This window comes from Luteibacter sp. GL_149, assembly GCF_057834065.1.
In genome coordinates, this window is sequence record NZ_CM174395.1 from 2,465,967 (window position 1) to 2,485,012 (window position 19,046).

Annotated in this window: 13 protein-coding genes and 1 pseudogene; 11 read left to right on the forward strand and 3 right to left on the reverse strand. The window is 63.3% G+C overall.

What is annotated here, in order from left to right; all coding sequences use genetic code 11:
- A complete protein-coding gene (locus AC3IR3_RS10950; RefSeq protein ID WP_489192043.1) occupies positions 1–1,167 on the forward strand; it encodes a carbohydrate porin in 1,167 nt (388 codons plus the stop codon).
- Here the strand turns inward: AC3IR3_RS10950 and AC3IR3_RS10955 are convergent.
- Positions 1,164–2,000 carry an isocitrate lyase/PEP mutase family protein gene (locus tag AC3IR3_RS10955; protein ID WP_489192044.1) on the reverse strand — a complete coding sequence of 279 codons (837 nt, stop codon included), beginning with the start codon at positions 1,998–2,000 and terminating at the stop codon, positions 1,164–1,166. The genes AC3IR3_RS10950 and AC3IR3_RS10955 overlap by 4 nt on opposite strands.
- 146 nt (positions 2,001–2,146) lie before the next feature.
- Here AC3IR3_RS10955 and AC3IR3_RS10960 point away from each other — a divergent pair, with 146 nt between their 5' ends.
- Entirely contained in the window at positions 2,147–2,974 is an 828-nt protein-coding gene (locus AC3IR3_RS10960; protein WP_489192045.1) for a helix-turn-helix transcriptional regulator, read from the forward strand.
- Positions 2,975–3,057: 83 nt separating this feature from the next.
- Positions 3,058–3,198, forward strand: coding sequence for a hypothetical protein (locus AC3IR3_RS10965; protein WP_489192046.1), 141 nt, complete (start codon positions 3,058–3,060; stop codon positions 3,196–3,198).
- A gap of 57 nt (positions 3,199–3,255) precedes the next feature.
- Here the strand turns inward: AC3IR3_RS10965 and AC3IR3_RS10970 are convergent, their stop codons facing one another.
- Entirely contained in the window at positions 3,256–3,855 is a 600-nt protein-coding gene (locus AC3IR3_RS10970; RefSeq protein ID WP_489225020.1) for a c-type cytochrome, read from the reverse strand.
- A gap of 487 nt (positions 3,856–4,342) precedes the next feature.
- Between AC3IR3_RS10970 and AC3IR3_RS10975 the strand changes: the two genes are divergently transcribed.
- From AC3IR3_RS10975 to AC3IR3_RS10990, 4 genes are all read left to right on the forward strand, one after another.
- Positions 4,343–6,004, forward strand: a complete 1,662-nt coding sequence (locus AC3IR3_RS10975; RefSeq protein ID WP_489192050.1) for a Na/Pi cotransporter family protein — start codon at positions 4,343–4,345, stop codon at positions 6,002–6,004.
- A 268-nt stretch (positions 6,005–6,272) separates the two neighbouring features.
- Positions 6,273–7,403, forward strand: a complete 1,131-nt coding sequence (locus tag AC3IR3_RS10980) for an efflux RND transporter periplasmic adaptor subunit (RefSeq protein ID WP_489192052.1) — start codon at positions 6,273–6,275, stop codon at positions 7,401–7,403.
- Positions 7,396–10,491 carry an efflux RND transporter permease subunit gene (locus tag AC3IR3_RS10985; RefSeq protein ID WP_489192054.1) on the forward strand — a complete coding sequence of 1,032 codons (3,096 nt, stop codon included), beginning with the start codon at positions 7,396–7,398 and terminating at the stop codon, positions 10,489–10,491. The genes AC3IR3_RS10980 and AC3IR3_RS10985 overlap by 8 nt, the downstream gene beginning before the upstream one ends.
- Positions 10,492–10,493: 2 nt before the next feature.
- Positions 10,494–11,984, forward strand: a complete 1,491-nt coding sequence (locus AC3IR3_RS10990) for an efflux transporter outer membrane subunit (protein WP_489192056.1) — start codon at positions 10,494–10,496, stop codon at positions 11,982–11,984.
- Between the two features lie 51 nt (positions 11,985–12,035).
- On the opposite strand, the gene AC3IR3_RS10995 is transcribed toward AC3IR3_RS10990, so the two are convergent.
- Positions 12,036–12,407, reverse strand: a complete 372-nt coding sequence (locus AC3IR3_RS10995) for a VOC family protein (RefSeq protein WP_489192058.1) — start codon at positions 12,405–12,407, stop codon at positions 12,036–12,038.
- A 222-nt stretch (positions 12,408–12,629) separates the two neighbouring features.
- Between AC3IR3_RS10995 and AC3IR3_RS11000 the strand changes: the two genes are divergently transcribed.
- The 4 genes and pseudogenes from AC3IR3_RS11000 (at position 12,630) to AC3IR3_RS11015 (ending at position 18,832) form a co-directional block, all read left to right on the forward strand.
- The gene (locus AC3IR3_RS11000; RefSeq protein WP_489192060.1) at positions 12,630–13,043 is read left to right on the forward strand and encodes a hypothetical protein; all 414 of its coding nucleotides are present in this window, start codon (positions 12,630–12,632) and stop codon (positions 13,041–13,043) included.
- A gap of 67 nt (positions 13,044–13,110) precedes the next feature.
- Positions 13,111–14,400, forward strand: coding sequence for a TolC family protein (locus AC3IR3_RS11005; protein WP_489192062.1), 1,290 nt, complete (start codon positions 13,111–13,113; stop codon positions 14,398–14,400).
- Positions 14,397–15,668, forward strand: a complete 1,272-nt coding sequence (locus AC3IR3_RS11010; protein WP_489192064.1) for an efflux RND transporter periplasmic adaptor subunit — start codon at positions 14,397–14,399, stop codon at positions 15,666–15,668. The genes AC3IR3_RS11005 and AC3IR3_RS11010 overlap by 4 nt, the downstream gene beginning before the upstream one ends.
- Positions 15,665–18,832, forward strand: a pseudogene (locus tag AC3IR3_RS11015) (efflux RND transporter permease subunit). Before AC3IR3_RS11010 ends, AC3IR3_RS11015 begins: the two are co-directional and overlap by 4 nt.
- The last annotated feature ends 214 nt before the right edge of the window (positions 18,833–19,046 follow it).

Here is a 19,046-nt window from a genome sequence, read left to right on the forward strand (position 1 = left end):
ATGACGCATCGTCTCCTTCGACGCAGGGTGGATAGTCGCGTCCCGCCAGTATTCGTTCGTGCCATCTTCATGGCGTCCCTGGCGTGTTTCGCCTCCCGTGCCGTTGCCGACGATACGTCCTATCTGGTTCCGCAATTACTCGGTGCCCAGTACACCTTCATCGAGCAATGGCAGAACAGTCTTCACGCACCCTACTCCGGCGGTCTCAGCCTGAAACCCGGCGGGGATCAGGCGCGCTCGCATACGTTCGGCGTCTATTTCGGCGTTCCGCTCGCCGATCATCTCGCCTTTTATCTCGACACTCGGCTGAGTTTCAAGTTGGGCCTGATCGCCGTCAACGACGATTTCGATCAAAGCCGGTACGCCAACTCCACCCGGACTCAGTTCATGAACTGGAGTCTGTTCAATAGTCCCGCATGGGACTTTGCCGCGGACACGCGCGGCTACACCGTCGGTGGCGTGGCTACCTTCGTCACCGGGCCATGGACGTGGCGTTACGGCATCTACCAGATGCCGACCGAAGCGAACGGCGACAAACTCGAAGGGCCGATCCACCGGGCGAACGGTCAGAACGCTCAAGTCACCTGGCAACGCGATCCCGATAGCGCGAGCGTCTGGCTGATGCTGTACCGGAATCGCGCTCGAATGGGAATCTATGACGACGCTTTGAGAGATGCGCGACTTGCGCATACGGTCCCGGATATTCATGCCGACGATCGGGAGGGTCGCCACAAGTTCGGCGCCGCTATGGGAGCCGATCTCCCGCTGGCCGATCGTGGCGATACCGGATTGTTTGCTCGCGCGGCCTGGAACGACGGCAAGACCGAATCGTTCGTTTTCACCGAAGCCGATCGGAGCGCGAGCGTCGGCGCCCAGCTTTCGGGGGCGCACTGGCATCGCGTCGACGATCGGCTTGGCGCCGCATGGGCGGTCAACGGTCTGTCACCCGGACATCGCGCCTACCTGACTGCGGGTGGCTCGGGCTTCACGCTGGGAGACGGCGCGTTGAACTATGGTACGGAACAAATCTTCGAGGCTTATTACAACGCTGCCATCACGTCCTTTGCATTCGTCACCGCCGACTTCCAGCTGATTCACAACCCCGGATACAACCGCGATCGGGGGCCGGCGCGTTTCCTCGGACTTCGCGTGCATCTCCAGTACTAGCGGAACCATCCGTTCGCTTCGCTGCCGGACAGCATGTCGGCGGTCATCGTTTCGTACGTTCCCAGATCGATGGCCTCACGCGCGATCCTTCGCGTATGCGCCATCGCCGATTGCAGCGGGCCGCATCCGAGACTCACGCGACGCACTCCCGCTCTTTGCAGGTCCGCGACAGCGGGTATGCCTGCACCTCCTGCATAAATGTTCAGAGGGACCGGTATCTGTCTTGCGAGGTTTTCTATCTCCTCAAGATCGGCCAGGCCCGGCACGAAGATACCGTCCGCTCCGGCTTCGACGTACAGGAGCGCGCGACGAAGCGTTTCCCTGAAACGTGCCGCGCGATCTGTATTGGGGACACAGTACGTATCGGTGCGTGCATTGATAAATAGCGGCACGTCCCTGCGTTGTGACACTGCCTTGATGTGAGCGATCCGTTCGCTCAGCACGGACGGATCCGTCAATGTCGACGTACCGGGAAGCGTTCCATCCTCGATGTTTATGCCGACGATGCCGAGTTGAAGCAATGCGTCGACCAATTCGCCGCTGTCTTCCGGTGTCGGCCCGTATCCGCGTTCGATGTCGACAGTCACGGGCACCGACGTCACCCGGCAGATCCGCCGGCAGGCGGCGATCAGATCGTGCACCGGCAATTGCTCTCCATCGGAAAAACCGTGCGACCAGGCGATGCCGGCGCTGGTGGTTCCCACGGCTTTTGCGCCGGCCTCTTCGACGATGCGGGCACTGGCCGCGTCCCATGCATTGGGCAGCACGAGTACCGTATCGCCCGCATGCATCTCGTGGAATTGCCGCGCCCGTTCTGCCTGTGTTTCGTTCATGGTCGACTGCTTTTTGCCCTGCCCGCCATCCGGGCAGCTATAGAAAACCATGGGACTAGCCGGGGCGCTGTCGGAATCTTTAGCTATATGCCGCCGGGCCCGCTTTCCCACAACGGGACGGCCTGTGAGGGTAAGCTGTCCGGGCCATGTCAAGCTTCGAAATCGACACTTTGCTGACCACCAGCACGCTGACGCTTCGCAACGTCCGCTGCCATGGGATGTGTCGCCATCGCAGTGCGGAAGAGTGCGTGTCCTCGACGCACCTGGTCTTCCCCTATCGCGGCGTTTACACGCGGCATGTCGGAACGGATCAGGCCGTTGCCGATGCGAATCATGTGCTTTTCTTCAATGCAGGCGAGGGTTATCAGGTCGCCCATCCGGTCGCCGGCGGCGACGCCAGCCTGTCGCTGAGCCTGTCCGAATCCCTGCTCGAGGAACTGGCACCGAAGACACTCCTTCACGGCGGCGCGGACATCGGCTTCCGCCGCCAGTACCAGCGCATCGACCCACGCGCCCAGGCACTGGTCGCCCTGCTCCGGCATAACCTCGAGAACGACGGCATCGAATCGCTGGAAGCCGAGGCACTCCTGCTGACGCTGGTCTGCCGAAGCCTTGGACCGCGCACCTCCCGCGAGCCCGCGTCGACGTATGCCCGTCGCCGCCTCGCGGACCGGGTCAAGGTTCTGCTCGCCAGCGATCTTTCGCGCCGCTGGACCCTGGCCGACATCGCCGGCGAAATAGGCGGCTCGCCGGTTTACCTGACCCAGGTGTTCAGTCAGGTCGAAGGTATTCCGCTATATCGTTATCACCTGCGTTTGCGTCTCGCGCGCGCACTGGATCTCATCGCTGGCTACGAAGACCTTTCCGCGCTGGCCGCGGAACTCGGCTTTTCCAGTCACAGCCATTTCGCCACGGCCTTTCGTCAGGCCTATGGCCAGTCGCCGACGGAATTCAGAAAGTCCGCGCAACCGTAACGGCTAAAGATTCCGACAGCGGCATCCACCACGTCGTGGTTTCCTGACGATGCCCCGATACGAGGGCTCCCAGGAGAAACGAAATGACTGCGAAAACATGCGCTGCGTGCGACTGCGAACTCGATTCGACGGCGATTCTCGTCACCATCGGCACACGTGTCGTCGAGGTGTGCTGCGACGAATGCGCGGAGAAACTGCGCGAAGCCAGCACGCGGGCCGGGTAAGGACGCGTATCTATTTCAACGCATGGCTACGGTCGCATCGGGCGGCGCATCAGATCGCTATTTCGCATGATCTTGCGGATTCGGCTCGGGCGCACCGTCGCCAGCCTCATGTTCATGGCTGTGGCCGTCGCCATCGTCGCCCATATCCATATCGTCGTCCGGCGGTGCCTTGGCGACTATCTCCTTATACGCAGCCGGTGTCATACCGGGCAACTTCTGCAAAAAGGCGACCATGCTCCAGATCGTCATGTCGTCGTGGCTGCCGCCCCACGCCGGCATGGCGCTCATCTTGATGCCGTGCTTGATGGCCCAGAACGCTTCCCTGGGATCGATGCGAGCCTGCGTAAGATCCGGCGGCCGCGGGTAAAGACCAGGGCGGATTTCGGAATCCTTCATACCGGGCTTGAGATGGCATTGGGTACACATCGCAGCGTATTGACCGGCGCCTTTCAGGATCAGCTGCGGATCGCTCAGGTCGGGAACCTGGATGTCGCGCGCATGCCTTGCGATCGACTGCGAGCGCACGGTCTCCATGATCGCCAGCACGGGCCGGGTGTGATGGTCGTCCGCGCCGACGTTATAAGCACCCGAGTAAATGTAGATCGCCGCGCCTGCCACGGCGATCGCGCCCGCACCGAATAACGTAACGATTGCCACGGTCAGTTTCTTCATGGCGGCAGAGTAATCTCAAGCGTTGGCACGCCTCAACTCTGGACGTGGCTACACAAGGGTCCGACGCATCCGAAGCGGTAACTTGCAGTACCCCTGACCCGGGTATCCGTCATGCATGCCATCCTTGCCGCCTGTTCAGGTTGACAGTTGTTAAGGCGGTAGGTATGGTTCGCGCGCCCTTGGGTCTCCCAGGGCACTCTTTCCGGTTACCTACCTGCGAGAAATGGACAGTTACCCTAGTCGAAGCGTCAAGATCGAATGCATTCGTTCGATGTTGACGCCATCCGTACACAACTTGGACGTCTGCGACCGCATCCGGTCGGCTGGCGCTTTCCTCGACTAGGAAAGTCCCGCTGACTCCTGCGCCGTTGCCGGTGAACAGGAGTCATGCCATGAACTTCTTCTGCTTCCTTTTCGGGCCCGCTCGCCGCGCCCGCCTCTTGTCCGTGCTTTCCGTTTTCGGGAGCGGGACATGAAAGGCACATTCGCCCTGCTCGATCTGGCGGGCTACGTCGCCCTGCTGCTGTGGGGCACGCACATGGTCACCAGCGGCATATTGCGCGGCTACGGCAGTGCGCTGCGTCGCTGGCTGGGCCGTTATCTCGGACATCGACCGGCGGCGTTCGCGTTCGGCGTATGCCTTACCGCGCTACTGCAGAGCAGCACCGCCACTGGCCTGATGGCCACCTCGTTCGCGGCCAATGGCTTTCTCGGGCTCGCGCCTGGCCTGGCGGTGATGCTGGGCGCCAATGTCGGCACGACGCTGATCGTGCAGGTGATGTCGTTCGACATCTCGGTTCTGGCGCCGGTACTGGTCTTGCTCGGTTTCACGATCCATCGCCGTAGCGACGATGCGCGTTTCGAAAACCTGGGTCGCGTGGCGATCGGACTGGGCCTTATGCTGCTTTCGCTGCATTTGCTCGTGGCTTCGCTGGCGCCGGTGGAGAACGCGGACGCGTTGCGTGCGGTGCTGCAAAGCCTGGCCAGCGAACCCGTGCTGGCGATGCTGGTCGCCGCGCTGCTGACCTGGCTCTGCCATTCCAGCGTCGCGATCGTGTTGCTGATCGTGTCGCTGGCCAATGCTGGCGTGATCGACGCGTCCGGTGCACTGGCACTGGTGCTTGGCGCGAATCTTGGCGGCACCATACCCGCACTGCTGGATGCGCATAGCCCGGTTGCCCGTCGCCTGCCCCTGGGCAATCTGCTGGTACGTGCTATCGGTTGCATCGTCTGCCTGCCGTTGCTGCATCCGCTGGCGCAGTGGCTGGCGCCGCTCGGTGCCTCGCCGGCGCGCATCGCGGTGAATTTCCACACCGCGTTCAACCTGGGACTGGCGTTGGTGTTCATCGTCCCGGTCGAGCAGCTGGCACGGTTGCTGATGCGTTTGTTGCCGGAGCCGCCGCGCCCGAACGATCCCGGCGTGCCGCAGTACCTCGACGAAGGCGCGCTGGATTCGGCCAACGTCGCGCTCGCCAACGCCGCACGCGAATCCATGCGCATGGCCGATATGGTCGAAGGCATGCTGAAAGGACTGGTGGAAGTGTTCGGCAAGGACGATCGTGCGCGTGCCGCCGCGATCAGCCACATGGACCCCTGGCTCGACCGTCTCGGTATGGCGATACGCGGATACCTCGCCGATCTGGGCGGCGAAGCGCTGAACGAAGAGGATGGCGAGCGCAGCCAGGAAATCCTCGCCTTTGTCATCAACATCGAACACATCGGCGATATCACCGCGAATAACCTGATGGAGTTCGCCGCAAAGAAAGCGGAACGCGGACAGGACTTCTCGGCCGACGATATCCAGGACCTGGCCGCCATGCATAACCAGGTGATGGAAAGCCTGCGGCTGGGTCTGACCGTTTTCCTGCGTGGCGACCTGCGTGCCGCGCAGGAACTGGTATCGCGCAAGGAAGTGCTGTGGCGTCTGGAGAACGACGCTTCCGAGCGGCATATTCGCGCGCTGCGCGAACGTCGCGACGGTGGCGGCGGCGGCGATGTATATCTGCGCATCCTGCGCGACCTGAAGCGTATTCACTCGCATCTGGCCGCGCTGGCTTATCTGCCCCTGGAACGCGCGGGCCTGTTGCGGGACCGGCTGGTACGCGAGTCGGTCGCTTCGCGACCCGTCGTATGAGCGGACAAACGAAAACTGAGGAGACGAACGACCTTGGACCCTGACCCTAAAAGCGATTCAACCCCGAATCACCGATCGCACTGACGACGTTTCTGCGCACGCTCAACCGAGCGACGCCCGGGCGCGGCGGCCGATGACGATCGGAACCGCGGACGGGTGACGCGCCGGCGGCCTTCGATGGCCGCCCGCCTTCCCCTCCGTATGTTTGCGCCGTGGTCTCACGACCGCGGCGGGCTGGCTTGCGCCCTACATAAGAGGGGAAATCCCCATGTTCTTCCGCCCGTTGAAAACACTACCCACCCTGTCGCTGGCATTGACGACGTCCCTGCTCCTGGCAGCCTGCTCGCGTGGCGCCGCCGATCGCCAGGAGGTTTCTCCCGCCGTCGTGGTCGAGCATGGCGTGTTGCGCGTGCCCGAAAAATCGCCGCTGCGCACGCGACTGAAAGTACAGCCGGTGGTGCTGCGCGACCTGGCGCATCCCCTGGTGTCTCCGGCCATGATCGAAGCCGATCCGGCGTACACCGTCAACATCCTGTCGCCGCTGACCGGACGTGTCGTGGCATTGAAGGCCGGTCTGGGCGATCGCGTCGTTCGGGGTCAGGTTCTGGCCGTGATCGCGTCGGGCGACTATGCGCAGGCGACTTCCGACAAGCAGAAAGCCGGCGATGTTCTCGCTCTGGCCAGGAAGACGATGGAACGCGCCGAGGGCGTGAAGGACGCCGGAGGCGCCGCGCAGAAAGATCTCGAGGCGGCCCGCAGCGCTTACGTGCAGGCACAGGCCGAATACAACCGCAGCGAAGTGCGCCTTGCTTCGCTCGGCGATATCGGTGCGGGTAAAGACGGGGCCCGCCGCATGACGATCGTCTCGCCGACGGATGGCAGCGTCACCTCGTTGTCGACGGCCGTGGGCGCGTTTGCCAACGATCCGAACGCGGTCCTGATGACGGTGACCAACTTGCGCCATGTGTGGGTAACCGCGAATGTCGCGGAGAACGAAGCGACCCAGATCGCGCCGGAACAGCAGGCCGACGTGACATTGCCGGCGTGGCCGGGACGGGATTTTCACGGCACAGTGCAGTCCGTGAGCGCGGTGCTCGATGCCGATACGCGGCGGATCAAGGCGCGTATCGCCGTGCCGAACGACGATGACGCGCTGAAGCCGAACATGTTCGCCACCGCCACCTTCCGGGTTCCCCAGGCGAAATCGCTGCTGGTTCCGCAGTCCGCGCTGCTGATGAATAACGAAAGCGTGTCCGTCTTCGTCGAAGTGTCGCCGTGGGCCTTTGTGCGCCGGTCCGTCGAACTGGGTCGCGACGAAGGCGACGAAGCGCGTGTCGTCGCGGGCCTCAATCCGGGGGATCGCATCGTCGTGGCCGGCGGAGTGCTGATCAATGATTGAGAAAGCCATCGAATGGTGCCTGCGCAAGCGCACCCTCGTCTTCGTGATAACGCTGTTGGTGATGGCCTTTGGCTATTACGCCTGGACCCAAATGGCGATCGAAGCCTACCCGGAACTGAGCGACGTCACCGCACAGGTCACCACGCAGGTCCCCGGACTGGCCGCGGAAGAAATCGAGCAGCAGATCACCACGCCGCTGGAGCGTGCGCTTGCCGGTACGCCGGGGCTGGTCTCGATGCGTTCGAGCAGCACGTTCGGACTCTCGTTGATCACCCTGGTGTTCCGCGATGGCGCGGAAGACTACTGGTCGCGTCAGCGGGTTACCGAACGTCTGTCCGGTGTCACGCTTCCAGCCGGCGTAACGCCATCGCTGGACCCCGTATCGGGACCGGCCGGCGAGATCTATCGCTATACGCTGGAGTCGGATACCAAGAACCTGATGGAGCTGTCGGAGCTCCAGCGCTGGAAGATTATCCCAGCGTTGCAGCAAGTGTCCGGCGTGGCCAATGTCGACAACTTCGGCGGTTTCACCAAGGAGTTCCAGCTCGAGGTAGAGCCGCAGAAACTGCTTCAGTACGGCGTGGGCATGAACGATGTCATCGCCGCCATCAGTGCCAACAACACCAATGCCGGAGGCGGCCGCGTAACGCGTGGCGAGCAGTCCTATGTCATTCGTGGCGAGGGCCTCATGCGCTCGCTCGAGGACATGGGCAGCATCGTTGTGACCCAGCATGACGGCAATCCGGTTCGCGTCCGCGATCTGGGCAAGCTTCGCTACGGCCACCAGATCCGCGAAGGCATTCTGGGCAAGGACGGCAATCCGGACACCATCGAGGGCATTGTCAACCTGCTTAAGTACGAGAACCCCTCCGAGGTACTCAAGGGCATCCACGCGCGGGTCGACGCACTGAACGTCGAACTTGCCTTGCAGGATGTGCGCATCGTGCCGTTCATCGATCGCGACGAACTGGTGCAGGCTACGGTGAGCAAGGTATCTCACACCGTGCTCGAGGGTGTGGTGCTGGTATGCATCGTGCTGATCCTGTTCCTGGGAAGCCCGCGCAGCGCGATGGTCGCAGCGGTGACCATTCCCTTCGCGCTGGTGACCGTATTCATCGTCATGCACTTCACCAAGATGCCGGCCAATCTGTTTTCGCTTGGCGCGCTCGACTTCGGCGTCATCGTGGATGGCGCCATCGTGGTCACGGAAGCGATCCTTCGCAAACGCGAAGCGCGACCGGATGCATGGCTGCACGAGACCGATGTTCTCGCCGCGACCAAACAGGTAGCACGGCCGATTTTCTTCGCGACCCTGATCATCGTAACGGCCTATGCACCACTGCTGGCCTTCGAACGTGCCGAAGGCAAACTGTTCTCGCCGATGGCGCATACCGTGGGCTATGCCTTGTTGGGTGCACTGCTGTGCGCGCTCGCGCTGGTACCCGCGCTGGCCTATCTTGCGCTGCGCAAGCCACGCAAAATGTTCCACAACAAGCCGCTCGAACGCCTGCAAAACGGATATCGCAACCTGCTGGAGCGGCTGCTCCGGCACCCGCGCATCGCCTATGCCACGGCAGGTCTCGCGCTGGTGGCCGTGGTGTCGCTGGGCATGAGCATCGGTCGCGAATTTCTGCCCGACCTGGACGAAGGTACGCTATGGGTGCAGGTGCAGCTGCCGAGCGGGTTGTCGCTGGAGAAAGCGAGCGAGATGGCCAGCGAGTACCGGCGCGTGGTCGGCGAGTTTCGGGAGGTGAGCTACGTCGTCACCCAGCTCGGTCGCAACGACACGGGCAGCGACCCGTGGACGCCGTCGCATATCGAATCCGGTGTCGGTCTTAAACCATACGATTCCTGGCCGTCGGGCGAGAGCAAGGCCGATTTCGTGCGCCGTCTCAACGATCGGCTGAAACAGCTGCCCGGCATCTCCGTCGGCATCAGCCAGCCCATCATCGATGGCGAGAACGACATGGTCGGCGGAGCACACAGCCCATTGGTACTGCGCATCTACGGCGACGACTTCGGCGAGCTGCGGCGTATCGGCGGCGAGATCGTGGATGTATTGCATAACGTTCGCGGTACGGCCGATGCGTCGATCTTTCAGGAACCGCCGATTCCGCAGCTGACGGTGAAGGTGGATCGCGACGCGGCAGCGCGTTACGGCATCAATGTCGCCGACATCAATACGCTGATCGAAACGGGCGTCGGCGGCGCACCGATCACCCAGGCGTATGTGCAGGATCGCGTCTATAACGTCACCGCCCATGTGCCGCACCAGGTGGCGGCGAACCCCGAGGTGCTCGGTCAGCTGGTGGTTACCGCGCCTTCCGGTGCGAAAGTGCCACTGGCGATGCTTACCCGGATTACGTTGCAGACCGGCGAAAGCACCATCGCGCATGAGCAGGGACATCGTCAGTTGACCATCCGCATCGACAACCGCGATCGCGCTCTTTCCGAGTATCTGGCCGATGCGCAGGAAAAGATCGGTAAGACCGTGCACTTCGACAAGCAGAAGTACCGGCTGGAGTGGGCGGGTCAGTTCGAGAACCAGCAGCGTGCCGAAGCACGCCTGATTCTGGTCATGGGACTCGTGCTGGCGGTGATGGCCGTGCTGCTGTTCGCGGAGTTCGGCAATCTGCGCCAGGCCATGCTGGTGCTGGGCATCGTGCCGCTGGCGACACTGGGCGGATTGATTTCGCTACATGTCAAAGACGAGACACTGAATATCGCCACGGCGGTGGGCTTCATTGCGCTGTTTGGCGTGGCGGTGCAAAACGGCATCATCATGGTGGCCAACTTCAACCGCATGCGCCGGGACGGGCACGGCGTGCGCGATGCCGTGCTGCTGGGTGCCTCCGAGCGCTTCCGTCCGGTCTTGATGACCGCCACCGTGGCTAGCGTGGGCATGTTGCCCGCGGCGTTGGCTACCGGCGTCGGCACGGACGTGCAGCGCGGCCTGGCCACGGTCGTGGTCGGCGGTCTGGTGATCGCCACGTTGCTCACGCTCTTCATTCTTCCCACGTTCTATGACGCACTCGAACGTTATGTCGAGCGTCGTCGACGCTCATCGCCACCGGCGAAGGAGATCTGATCATGCAGACCGGAATCGCGAAATCGACGTACGCGTCGGATATGCGTCTGCTGCTATCCCTGTGCGCAGGCATCGCGCTGGCGGGTTGTGCCGTCGGTCCCGATTATCGTCGACCGGATGCTCCCCATGCACAGGAGTACGCGTCGACACCGCAGCCGGAAACGACGGTATCGGCGCCCGTGCATGGCGGCGAGGCACAACACCTGGTGAAATCGATGGACATCCCGGGTCAATGGTGGACGCTCTTCCGCTCGCCGTCCCTGAATGCGTTGATCGACGATGCGCTCGCGCATAACGCCGATGTGGAGGCGGCGAAAGCCGCGCTTCAGGTCGCGTGGGAAAACGCCTATGCGCAGCGCGGGGCGTATTTTCCGTCCGTCGGCGCGGGCATCAATCCCACACGGCAGGATATCGCGACGGCTCTGGCGAGCCCCGCCGCGTCCAACGCCAGTCTTTACAGCCTGACCACGGCACAGGTAAGCGTGTCCTATGCCCCCGATATCTGGGGCGGTACCCGGCGTCAGGTCGAATCGTCGGTAGCGCAGGCCAACACGCAGCGCTTCGAACTGGAGGCCACCTACCTCACGCTGACGAGTAACCTGGTCAATGCCGCCATCGAGGAAGCATCGCTGCGCGCGCAGATCGATGCGACGGGACGGATCGTCGATGCGCAGAGGAACATTCTCGACACGCTGCGCCGTCAGCAGGCGCTCGGGGATGCCGCCGAAACGGCGGTGGCCGCACAGGTGGCCGTTCTGGAGCAGAGTCGCGCCGCGTTGCCGCCGTTGCAGAAACAACTCGGCCAGCAGCGCGACCTGCTGGCCGCCCTCACCGGACGCATGCCCGACGACACCATCGATGCACGGTTCGCACTGGACGATCTGAAGCTTCCTGTCGAACTGCCGCTCAGCCTGCCCGCCCGACTGGTCGAGCAACGTCCGGACGTGCGCGCGGCGGATGAGCAGTTGCATGCCGCGAGTGCGGCCATCGGCGCGGCGATAGCCGACCGGCTGCCGAATGTGCAGATCGATGCGACGCTGGGCAGTGCCGCGGAAAAGGCCAGCTCGCTGTTCACTGCCGGCACCGGTTTCTGGAGTCTCGGTGCGAACCTTACGCAACCGCTGTACGACGGCGGTGCGCTGAAGCACAAGCAGCGCGCGGCGGAAGCCGGCTATCGCCAGGCGGCGGCGCAGTATCGCGGCACGGTGATAGCGGCAGTGCAGAACGTCGCCGATGTACTACATGCGATCCGCTCGGACGCGGAGGCGCTGGTGGCGGCGGAACGCGCGGAACGCGCCGCGGCTCGCAGTCTGGATATCGCGAGGCGACAGCTGGATCTGGGCGATATCAGCCAGAGCACCATGCTCTCCACCGAACTTGCATGGCAACAAACGAACATCGCCCTGATACAGGCCAGGGCGGCCCGATTCACGGACACGGCCGCCCTTTTTCAGGCGCTGGGTGGCGGGTGGTGGAATCGGCACGACACGTAGCGATGGCGGATGTCCGGCGAGAGACACGCTCGCCGGACATCCGACGTCATCCTATTGTATGGAATGCAGTCCGAACGGATTCCCTTCCGTATCGAAAACCAGCGAGATGAAACCGTACTCGCCGATCGAGAACTTCTCACGCATGACCCGCCCACCCGCGGGGACGGTACGAGCTGCCTCGACGGCACAATCGGTGCAGCTGAAATAGACCAGCGTGCTGTTTCCACCCGACGGCACTTCGTTCATTTTGACCAGGGCACCGCCAGCGCCCGTGTTTTCGGTGCTCCTCGGAAACGCCCACATCTGCGGGTCGGGCACATTGAGCTTCTCCAGCTTGACGTCCAGAACCGACTCATAGAATTTCCGGGCACGTTCCATGTCCTGCACATAGATCTCGAACCAGACGACGGGATTGATTTTCATGGCATTCCTCTCTGCGATCGGGTTGACGGCAACGGAGCCAGGCGCGGCTCCCAGATGAGACGACGAACGGGAAACGCCCAAATCGACACGGACGGGGTCGCTCGTCCGTCCAAGCCAACTGATATTACCAACGGTCCTGTACAGAAACGGTCGGCGGTCTTTGCCGGGCCATACCGCCCACTTGACAGGACCCGCCTCCAGCTGCGCTAAGATGGCACCGCCATGCGCACACGTTATCGCCTCAGCCGTCGTCGCCGGATCCTCTGGGTGGGGATGGCGATGTTTTGCCTGTTGTTCCAGCAACTGGCGATGGCCGCTTATGTCTGCACCCTGCCTACGGCGCCTGCCGATACTGCCATGACAGGCGATTGCGCGGCGATGGAGATGAGCCCCACGGCGAAAGCATCTTCCGCGCACCACAGTCCGGACCCGCGTTGTACCGAGCATTGCGCCGACCATGTGTCGGCAACGCCGGACGCGCGGCTCCCGATGGTCCCACCGCTGCTGCTGCCTCCGGCATCTCCCGCACTGGCAGGCACGATCGTGCATCTGCCCGAGCGGATTTCGTTGCCGGATCCTGCGATGCATCGTCCCGATCCACCGCCTGCGCTGCGGTTCTGCTCCCTGTTGATTTAGCCCCCGATCGCCCTGGATTCATTGGCCGTGCGTGCACGGCTGTGTTCGTCCGCGATCGGAGTTCAACATGCTTTCCCCTATCGACTGCGTTCGTGCCTTTTCGGCGCGACGTGTACGTTGGCTGTCTTGTGCGGCCATCTATCTATTCGCATTGCCCACGTGGGCAGGCGATCCCGCAACGCTGACACTGGCTGCCGCCACGCGGCAGGCCATCGAGCACGCACCGATGCTGGACGCGCGACGCGCGCAATCGGAATCGGCACGTCAGGAAGCCGTTCGCGCGGGTGCGTTGCCCGATCCCCAACTAACCTTCGGCATCGACAACCTGGCCATCCAGGGCCCGGGTGCGTTGACGGCCGGCGGCGACAGCATGACCATGCGCACCGTTGGCATCAGTCAGGCGCTGCCATCTCGCAGCAAGCGTCGGGCCGAGCGGACGATGGGATATGCCCAGGCGGCTCTGGCCGTGTCGGCGGAGTCGGCCACTGCCTTGTCGATCCGGCAACAGGTCGCCGATGCATGGATTGCCGCTTGGGGCGCGCACCGCGAGAGGCAAATGTTGCAGTCCTTACGCAATGCATGGACGCAAGATGTCGATGTAGCGAAAGCGCGACTGCGCGGAGGCACCGGCAGCGCCGCGGATGTACTCGCCGCGCGCATGAGTGCGCTCGATCTTGAAAACCGCATCGACGAAACCACAGCGCGCGAAGCACAGGCGCGGGCGGACCTGGCGCGCTGGCTGGGCTCTCCTGTCGACCAGCCGCTGGCGGATACGCCGGATTTCTTCATGCTGCCCTATGACGAACCGACCTTGCTGGCCACCCTCGATCGTCAGGGCAATCTGTTGGGCTGGCCGGCCCGCGAACAGGTGGCCGAGGCGGCACTCGACGCCGCTCGCGCCGACAAGCGTCCCGCATGGAACGTAGGCGTGAATTACGGATCGCGCGTGCGTGGCCTCTCGGACATGGTGTCGTTGCAGGTGGGCGTGAGCCTGCCGCTGTTTACCCGCAACCGACAGGACCGGGGCATTTCCGCCCGCGCGGCCGATCTCGACGCCGTTCGCGCGGAACGCACCGATGCGCGCAGTCAACAGACCGCAGTCATTCGAGCGGCCTGGGCGCAATGGATATCGCTCGGCCAACAAGTGCGCCGGCATCGCGACGAATTGCTGCCGCTGGCCGAGGATCGCGTCACCCTCGCCCTCGCGGCCTATCGCGGCGGCGGCGACATCCAGCCTCTGCTGGAAGCTCGCCGCGACGAGATCGCCCATCACACCGACTACGCCCGCATGCAGGCCGATTTCGGTCGCGCCTGGGCCGCGCTGGCCTATCTGATGCCTGAAGGAGACACGCCATGAAGCGGACCCTGCAAATCGCGCTCGTCGCGCTCGTACTGCTGCTTACGGCGACACTCGCGTACTGGACCGGTCGGCGACACGCCCCCGTCACCGCGGCCGCGTCGTCATCTCCGTCGAAGGCGACGCCGCGGTACTGGTACGACCCGATGGTGCCGGACCAGCATTTCGACCACCCCGGCCTCTCGCCGATGGGAATGGAAATGGTCCCCCGATACGACAGCGCCGGGGACGCGAAAGATGTCGTGCGGATCGATCCCGCGACGGTACAAAACCTCGGCATACGCACCGCTTCGGTCGAACACCGTGTGCTCGATGGCGACGTGCAGGCACCGGGCAGCATCACGTGGGACCTGCGTCAGGCCATCACCGTAAGCGCGCGCGTCGATGCGGTCGTCACGAAGCTCGACGTACGCGCTCCCTATACGACGGTGACGGAAGGCACGCCTCTGGTCGACCTTCTCGCGCCGCAGTGGAGCAGCGCGATGGCCGAAACGGAAGCGCTTCGGGATGTGCGGTCGGCGGATGCCAAAGCGCTGCGCGGCGCCGCACGGCAACGTCTTCAGGTACTGGGGCTGTCCCCGGCGGATAGCGGCCCGGCGCGTCGAAGCGGTAGCGCGATTACCGTGCACGCGCCCCGGCGTGGCGTGGTCACGTCGCTCGAGGTCCGGGAGGGCCAGCGCGTGAATGCCGGACAGACGTTGATGACCATTAACGGCATCGACACCGTATGGATCGAGGCCGCCCTGCCACAGTCCGAGGCTGGCACCATACACGCGAACACGCCAGTGAAGGTGCGTGTCGATGCACTGCCGGGGCGCGTGTTCGAAGGCAAGGTCGAAACACTGTTGCCGGATATCGACATGGCGACACGTACGCAGCGCGCCCGGATCGTGCTGGAGAATCCCGAGGGTGTGCTGAGTCCCGGCATGTTCGCCCACGTGCAGCTCACACCGGGTCAGGGAACCGCCGTTCCGGTGGTACCCGACGAAGCGCTGATCGCCACGGGTGGCCGCACGCGCGTGATCGTCGCCGAAAACGAGGGACATTTCCGCCCGGTCGCGGTACGCACCGGGCACACCGCCGGCGGTTACACCGAGGTACTGGAGGGATTGCATGGCGACGAGAAAATCGTCGTCTCCGGACAATTCCTGATCGATTCGGAAGCGAGCCTGTCCGGCGCGCTGGATCGTCTGGATAGCGATGCCAGGTTACCGGTACGTACGCAGAGCGCTCCGATGTCCGGTATGCCAATGGGAGAGGGACGATGATCGGTGCCCTGATCCGTACCGCGATCGCGCATCGTGTCTTCGTGCTGCTTGCCGCGCTCGCACTCGCCGCCATCGGCGTGTACTCGGCCCTGCATACTCCCGTCGACGCATTGCCGGATCTCTCGGACACGCAGGTAATCATTCGCACGAGCTGGGCCGGTCAGTCGCCGCAGATCGTGGAGGACCAGGTCACCTATCCGCTGGCCACCACGATGCTGTCGGTACCCGGAGCGACCACCGTGCGCGGCTACTCGTTCTTCGGGGATTCCTACGTCTATGTCTTGTTCGACGAACATACGGATCTGTACTGGGCTCGTTCGCGCGTACTGGAGTATCTGAGCCAGGTACGCGACCGCCTGCCGTCCGGCGTCAATCCATCGCTGGGTCCCGACGCGACGGGGCTGGGCTGGATTTACGAGTACGCGTTGGTCGATCGCACCGGACAACACGATCTCGGTCAGCTACGCAGCCTGCAGGACTGGTTCCTGCGCTATCAGCTCAAGACCGTACCGGACGTGGCCGAAGTCGCCAGCCTCGGCGGGATGGAACGTGCGTGGCAGATCGTGCCCGATCCGCGGCAACTGGCTGCCCGGGCGATAACCGTGGATCGGCTGGTCGAGGCCGTCCGCACAGCCAACGGCGCCAATGGCGGGTCGGTCATCGAGCAGGGCGAGGCGGAGTTCATGGTGCGCAGCGAAGGCTATCTGCGCACACAACAAGACTTCGAGAGCGTGCCGGTCGTTGCGAATAAGGATGGCGTGCCTGTGCTGCTGCGCGACGTCGCGACGGTCCGTCGCGGCCCCTCGTTCCGCCGGGGTATCGCGGAACTGGACGGCCAGGGCGAAGTGGCGGGCGGCGTCATTGTGTTGCGCTCCGGAAAAAATGCCCGGGCGGCTATCGATGCCGTGAAAATCCGGCTGGACGAACTCAAACGCAGCTTGCCTGCGGGTGTCGAAATCGTACCGACTTACGATCGTTCGCAACTGATCGATGCGGCGGTGGAGAATCTCTGGGGCAAGTTGCTGGAGGAGTTTCTCGTCGTTGCCCTCGTATGCGTTCTGTTCCTCGGTCATTTGCGCTCGGCGCTGGTCGCTGTCATTACGTTGCCGCTCGGCGTGCTGACCGCTTTCATCGTGATGCACATGCAAGGCGTCTCGGCAAACCTGATGTCGCTTGGCGGTATCGCCATTGCCATCGGCGCGATGGTCGATGCGGCGGTCGTGATGATCGAGAACGCGCATAAGCATCTGGAACATTGGCGCGAACGCCACGACGGTGCCGAGCCTCAGGGAACCGCGCGCTGGACGTTGATTGCGGACGCGGCCGCCGAGGTCGGACCGGCACTGTTCGTGAGCCTGCTTATCATCGCGTTGTCGTTCGTTCCGGTGTTCGCCCTGGAAGCGCAGGAGGGACGGCTGTTCAAACCGCTCGCATTCACCAAAACCTATGCGATGGCGGCGGCCGCCGGCCTTGCCGTGACGCTGGTGCCCGTGCTGATGGGTTATCTGGTGCGCGGACGTATCCGCGACGAGAACGACAATTCGCTCAATCGCGGTTAGATCGCGCTGTACCGGCCGATACTCGATACCGTCCTGCGCCATCCGAAAATCACGCTGGCACTCGCGGGCCTCTTGCTGGCCAGTACGCTATGGCCATTGAGCCGGGTCGGCAGCGAATTCATGCCGCCGATGGACGAAGGCACGCTGCTGTACATGCCGACGGCGTTGCCGGGCCTGTCCGCCGGCAAGGCATCGCAACTTCTGCAGCTCACCGATCGCATGATCAAGACAGTACCCGAAGTCGACCACGTGTTCGGCAAGGCGGGGCGTGCCGAAACAGCGACCGACCCGGCACCGCTGGAGATGTTCGAGACCACGATCACCTTCAAACCGAAGAGCCAATGGCGCCCCGGCATGACGATGGACAAACTCAAGGTCGAGTTGAACAACGCGGTGCACGTGCCGGGGCTGACGAACCTGTTCGTTCCACCGATCCGCAATCGCATCGACATGCTCGCGACCGGGATCAAGAGCCCGATTGGTATCAAGGTGCTCGGTTCCGATGCGAAGACGCTGCAAACGGTGGCCGACGAGATCGAAGCGGTCGCGCGCCGGGTACCGGGCGTAAGTTCGGCCATCGCCGAGCGTGCCGCCAGCGGTCGCTACGTCGATGTGCGTATCAGGCGCGACGATGCCGCACGTTATGGCCTGACCCAACAGGAAGTGCAGTCCCTGATTGCGACCGTGGTCGGTGGCGATCCCATCGGTCAGACCGTCGAAGGACGGGAGCGCTATCCGATCGTGCTGCGCTATCCGCGAGCGGAACGCGATTCGATCGCCGCGCTGACGCAGCTGCCCATCGTGGCGGCTAACGGCGCTCAGCTCACGCTGGGGCAGATCGCCGATATCCAGGTGACCGCAGGTCCGCCGATGCTGAAAAGCGAGAATGGTCGTCTGACCACGTATGTCTATGTCGATACGGCGGGCCGCGATCTCGGTGCCGTCGTTACCGACTTGCAGCATACGGTCGCGCGGCAGGTTGCGTTGCCTCCCGGTACGACGGTGGCATGGTCCGGCCAGTTCGAATATCTGGCGCGTGCAATGAGCCGGTTGACCTGGGTAATCCCGACCGCGCTGGCGATTATTTTCCTGCTTATCTATGCCGTCTTCCGGCGCATGAGCGAGGCGGCGTTGATCATGGCAAGCGTGCCGCTGGCACTGGTCGGCGGACTCTGGCTGATCTGGACACTCGGTCACGCGATCTCGGTAGCGACGGTGATCGGCTTCATCGCACTCGGCGGTGTTGCCGCCGAATTCGGCGTCGTCATGCTGTTCTATCTTCGCCATGCGTGGGACAGGCAGCTCACGCTCGATCCGCATGCCGGTCCCGTCGAACTGGATGAAGCGATCCGCGAAGGTGCCGTCCAACGCGTGCGTCCCAAAGCGATGACTGTCGCGGTGATTCTCGCGGGTCTGTTTCCGATCCTTCTGGGCCACGGCGCAGGCTCCGAAGTCATGCAACGCATCGCTGCACCGATGGTGGGCGGCATGCTCACCGCGCCCCTGCTATCCATGCTCGTCATTCCCGCCGCATTCCAGCTGCTGATGCGGCGCCGGCTGCGTCGATCGAGCCGATGCAATCCTGGTCACGATGCCGACGAATAAATAACGCCAGCTCGGTCGCAGCAGGATAGCTCCTGCTGCTTTGGCGAAGTTTGCCTCGTGATGTACGAAAAAATCCTATTGCATGGACGTATAAATTGCCAACGGAATCCTAACCGGAGCAGCAAGAACTTACCGATCCGACTCGTTCTCAACTGTACCGCTTAGTTCATGTTTTCCAGCGGTTTCACGCGCAAGAAATCCCGTAAGAGTCCTG

Excerpts from the sequence above, each read along its gene's own strand:
- AC3IR3_RS10950 (WP_489192043.1), top strand. The coding sequence starts at position 1 with ATGACGCATCGTCTCCTTCGACGCAGGGTGGATAGTCGCGTCCCGCCA.
- AC3IR3_RS10965 (WP_489192046.1), top strand. The coding sequence starts at position 3,058 with ATGACTGCGAAAACATGCGCTGCGTGCGACTGCGAACTCGATTCGACG.
- AC3IR3_RS10980 (WP_489192052.1), top strand. The coding sequence starts at position 6,273 with ATGTTCTTCCGCCCGTTGAAAACACTACCCACCCTGTCGCTGGCATTG.
- AC3IR3_RS10955 (WP_489192044.1), bottom strand. The coding sequence starts at position 2,000 with ATGAACGAAACACAGGCAGAACGGGCGCGGCAATTCCACGAGATGCAT.
- AC3IR3_RS10985 (WP_489192054.1), top strand. The coding sequence starts at position 7,396 with ATGATTGAGAAAGCCATCGAATGGTGCCTGCGCAAGCGCACCCTCGTC.
- AC3IR3_RS11000 (WP_489192060.1), top strand. The coding sequence starts at position 12,630 with ATGCGCACACGTTATCGCCTCAGCCGTCGTCGCCGGATCCTCTGGGTG.
- AC3IR3_RS10990 (WP_489192056.1), top strand. The coding sequence starts at position 10,494 with ATGCAGACCGGAATCGCGAAATCGACGTACGCGTCGGATATGCGTCTG.
- AC3IR3_RS10995 (WP_489192058.1), bottom strand. The coding sequence starts at position 12,407 with ATGAAAATCAATCCCGTCGTCTGGTTCGAGATCTATGTGCAGGACATG.
- AC3IR3_RS10975 (WP_489192050.1), top strand. The coding sequence starts at position 4,343 with ATGAAAGGCACATTCGCCCTGCTCGATCTGGCGGGCTACGTCGCCCTG.
- AC3IR3_RS11005 (WP_489192062.1), top strand. The coding sequence starts at position 13,111 with ATGCTTTCCCCTATCGACTGCGTTCGTGCCTTTTCGGCGCGACGTGTA.
- AC3IR3_RS10960 (WP_489192045.1), top strand. The coding sequence starts at position 2,147 with ATGTCAAGCTTCGAAATCGACACTTTGCTGACCACCAGCACGCTGACG.
- AC3IR3_RS11010 (WP_489192064.1), top strand. The coding sequence starts at position 14,397 with ATGAAGCGGACCCTGCAAATCGCGCTCGTCGCGCTCGTACTGCTGCTT.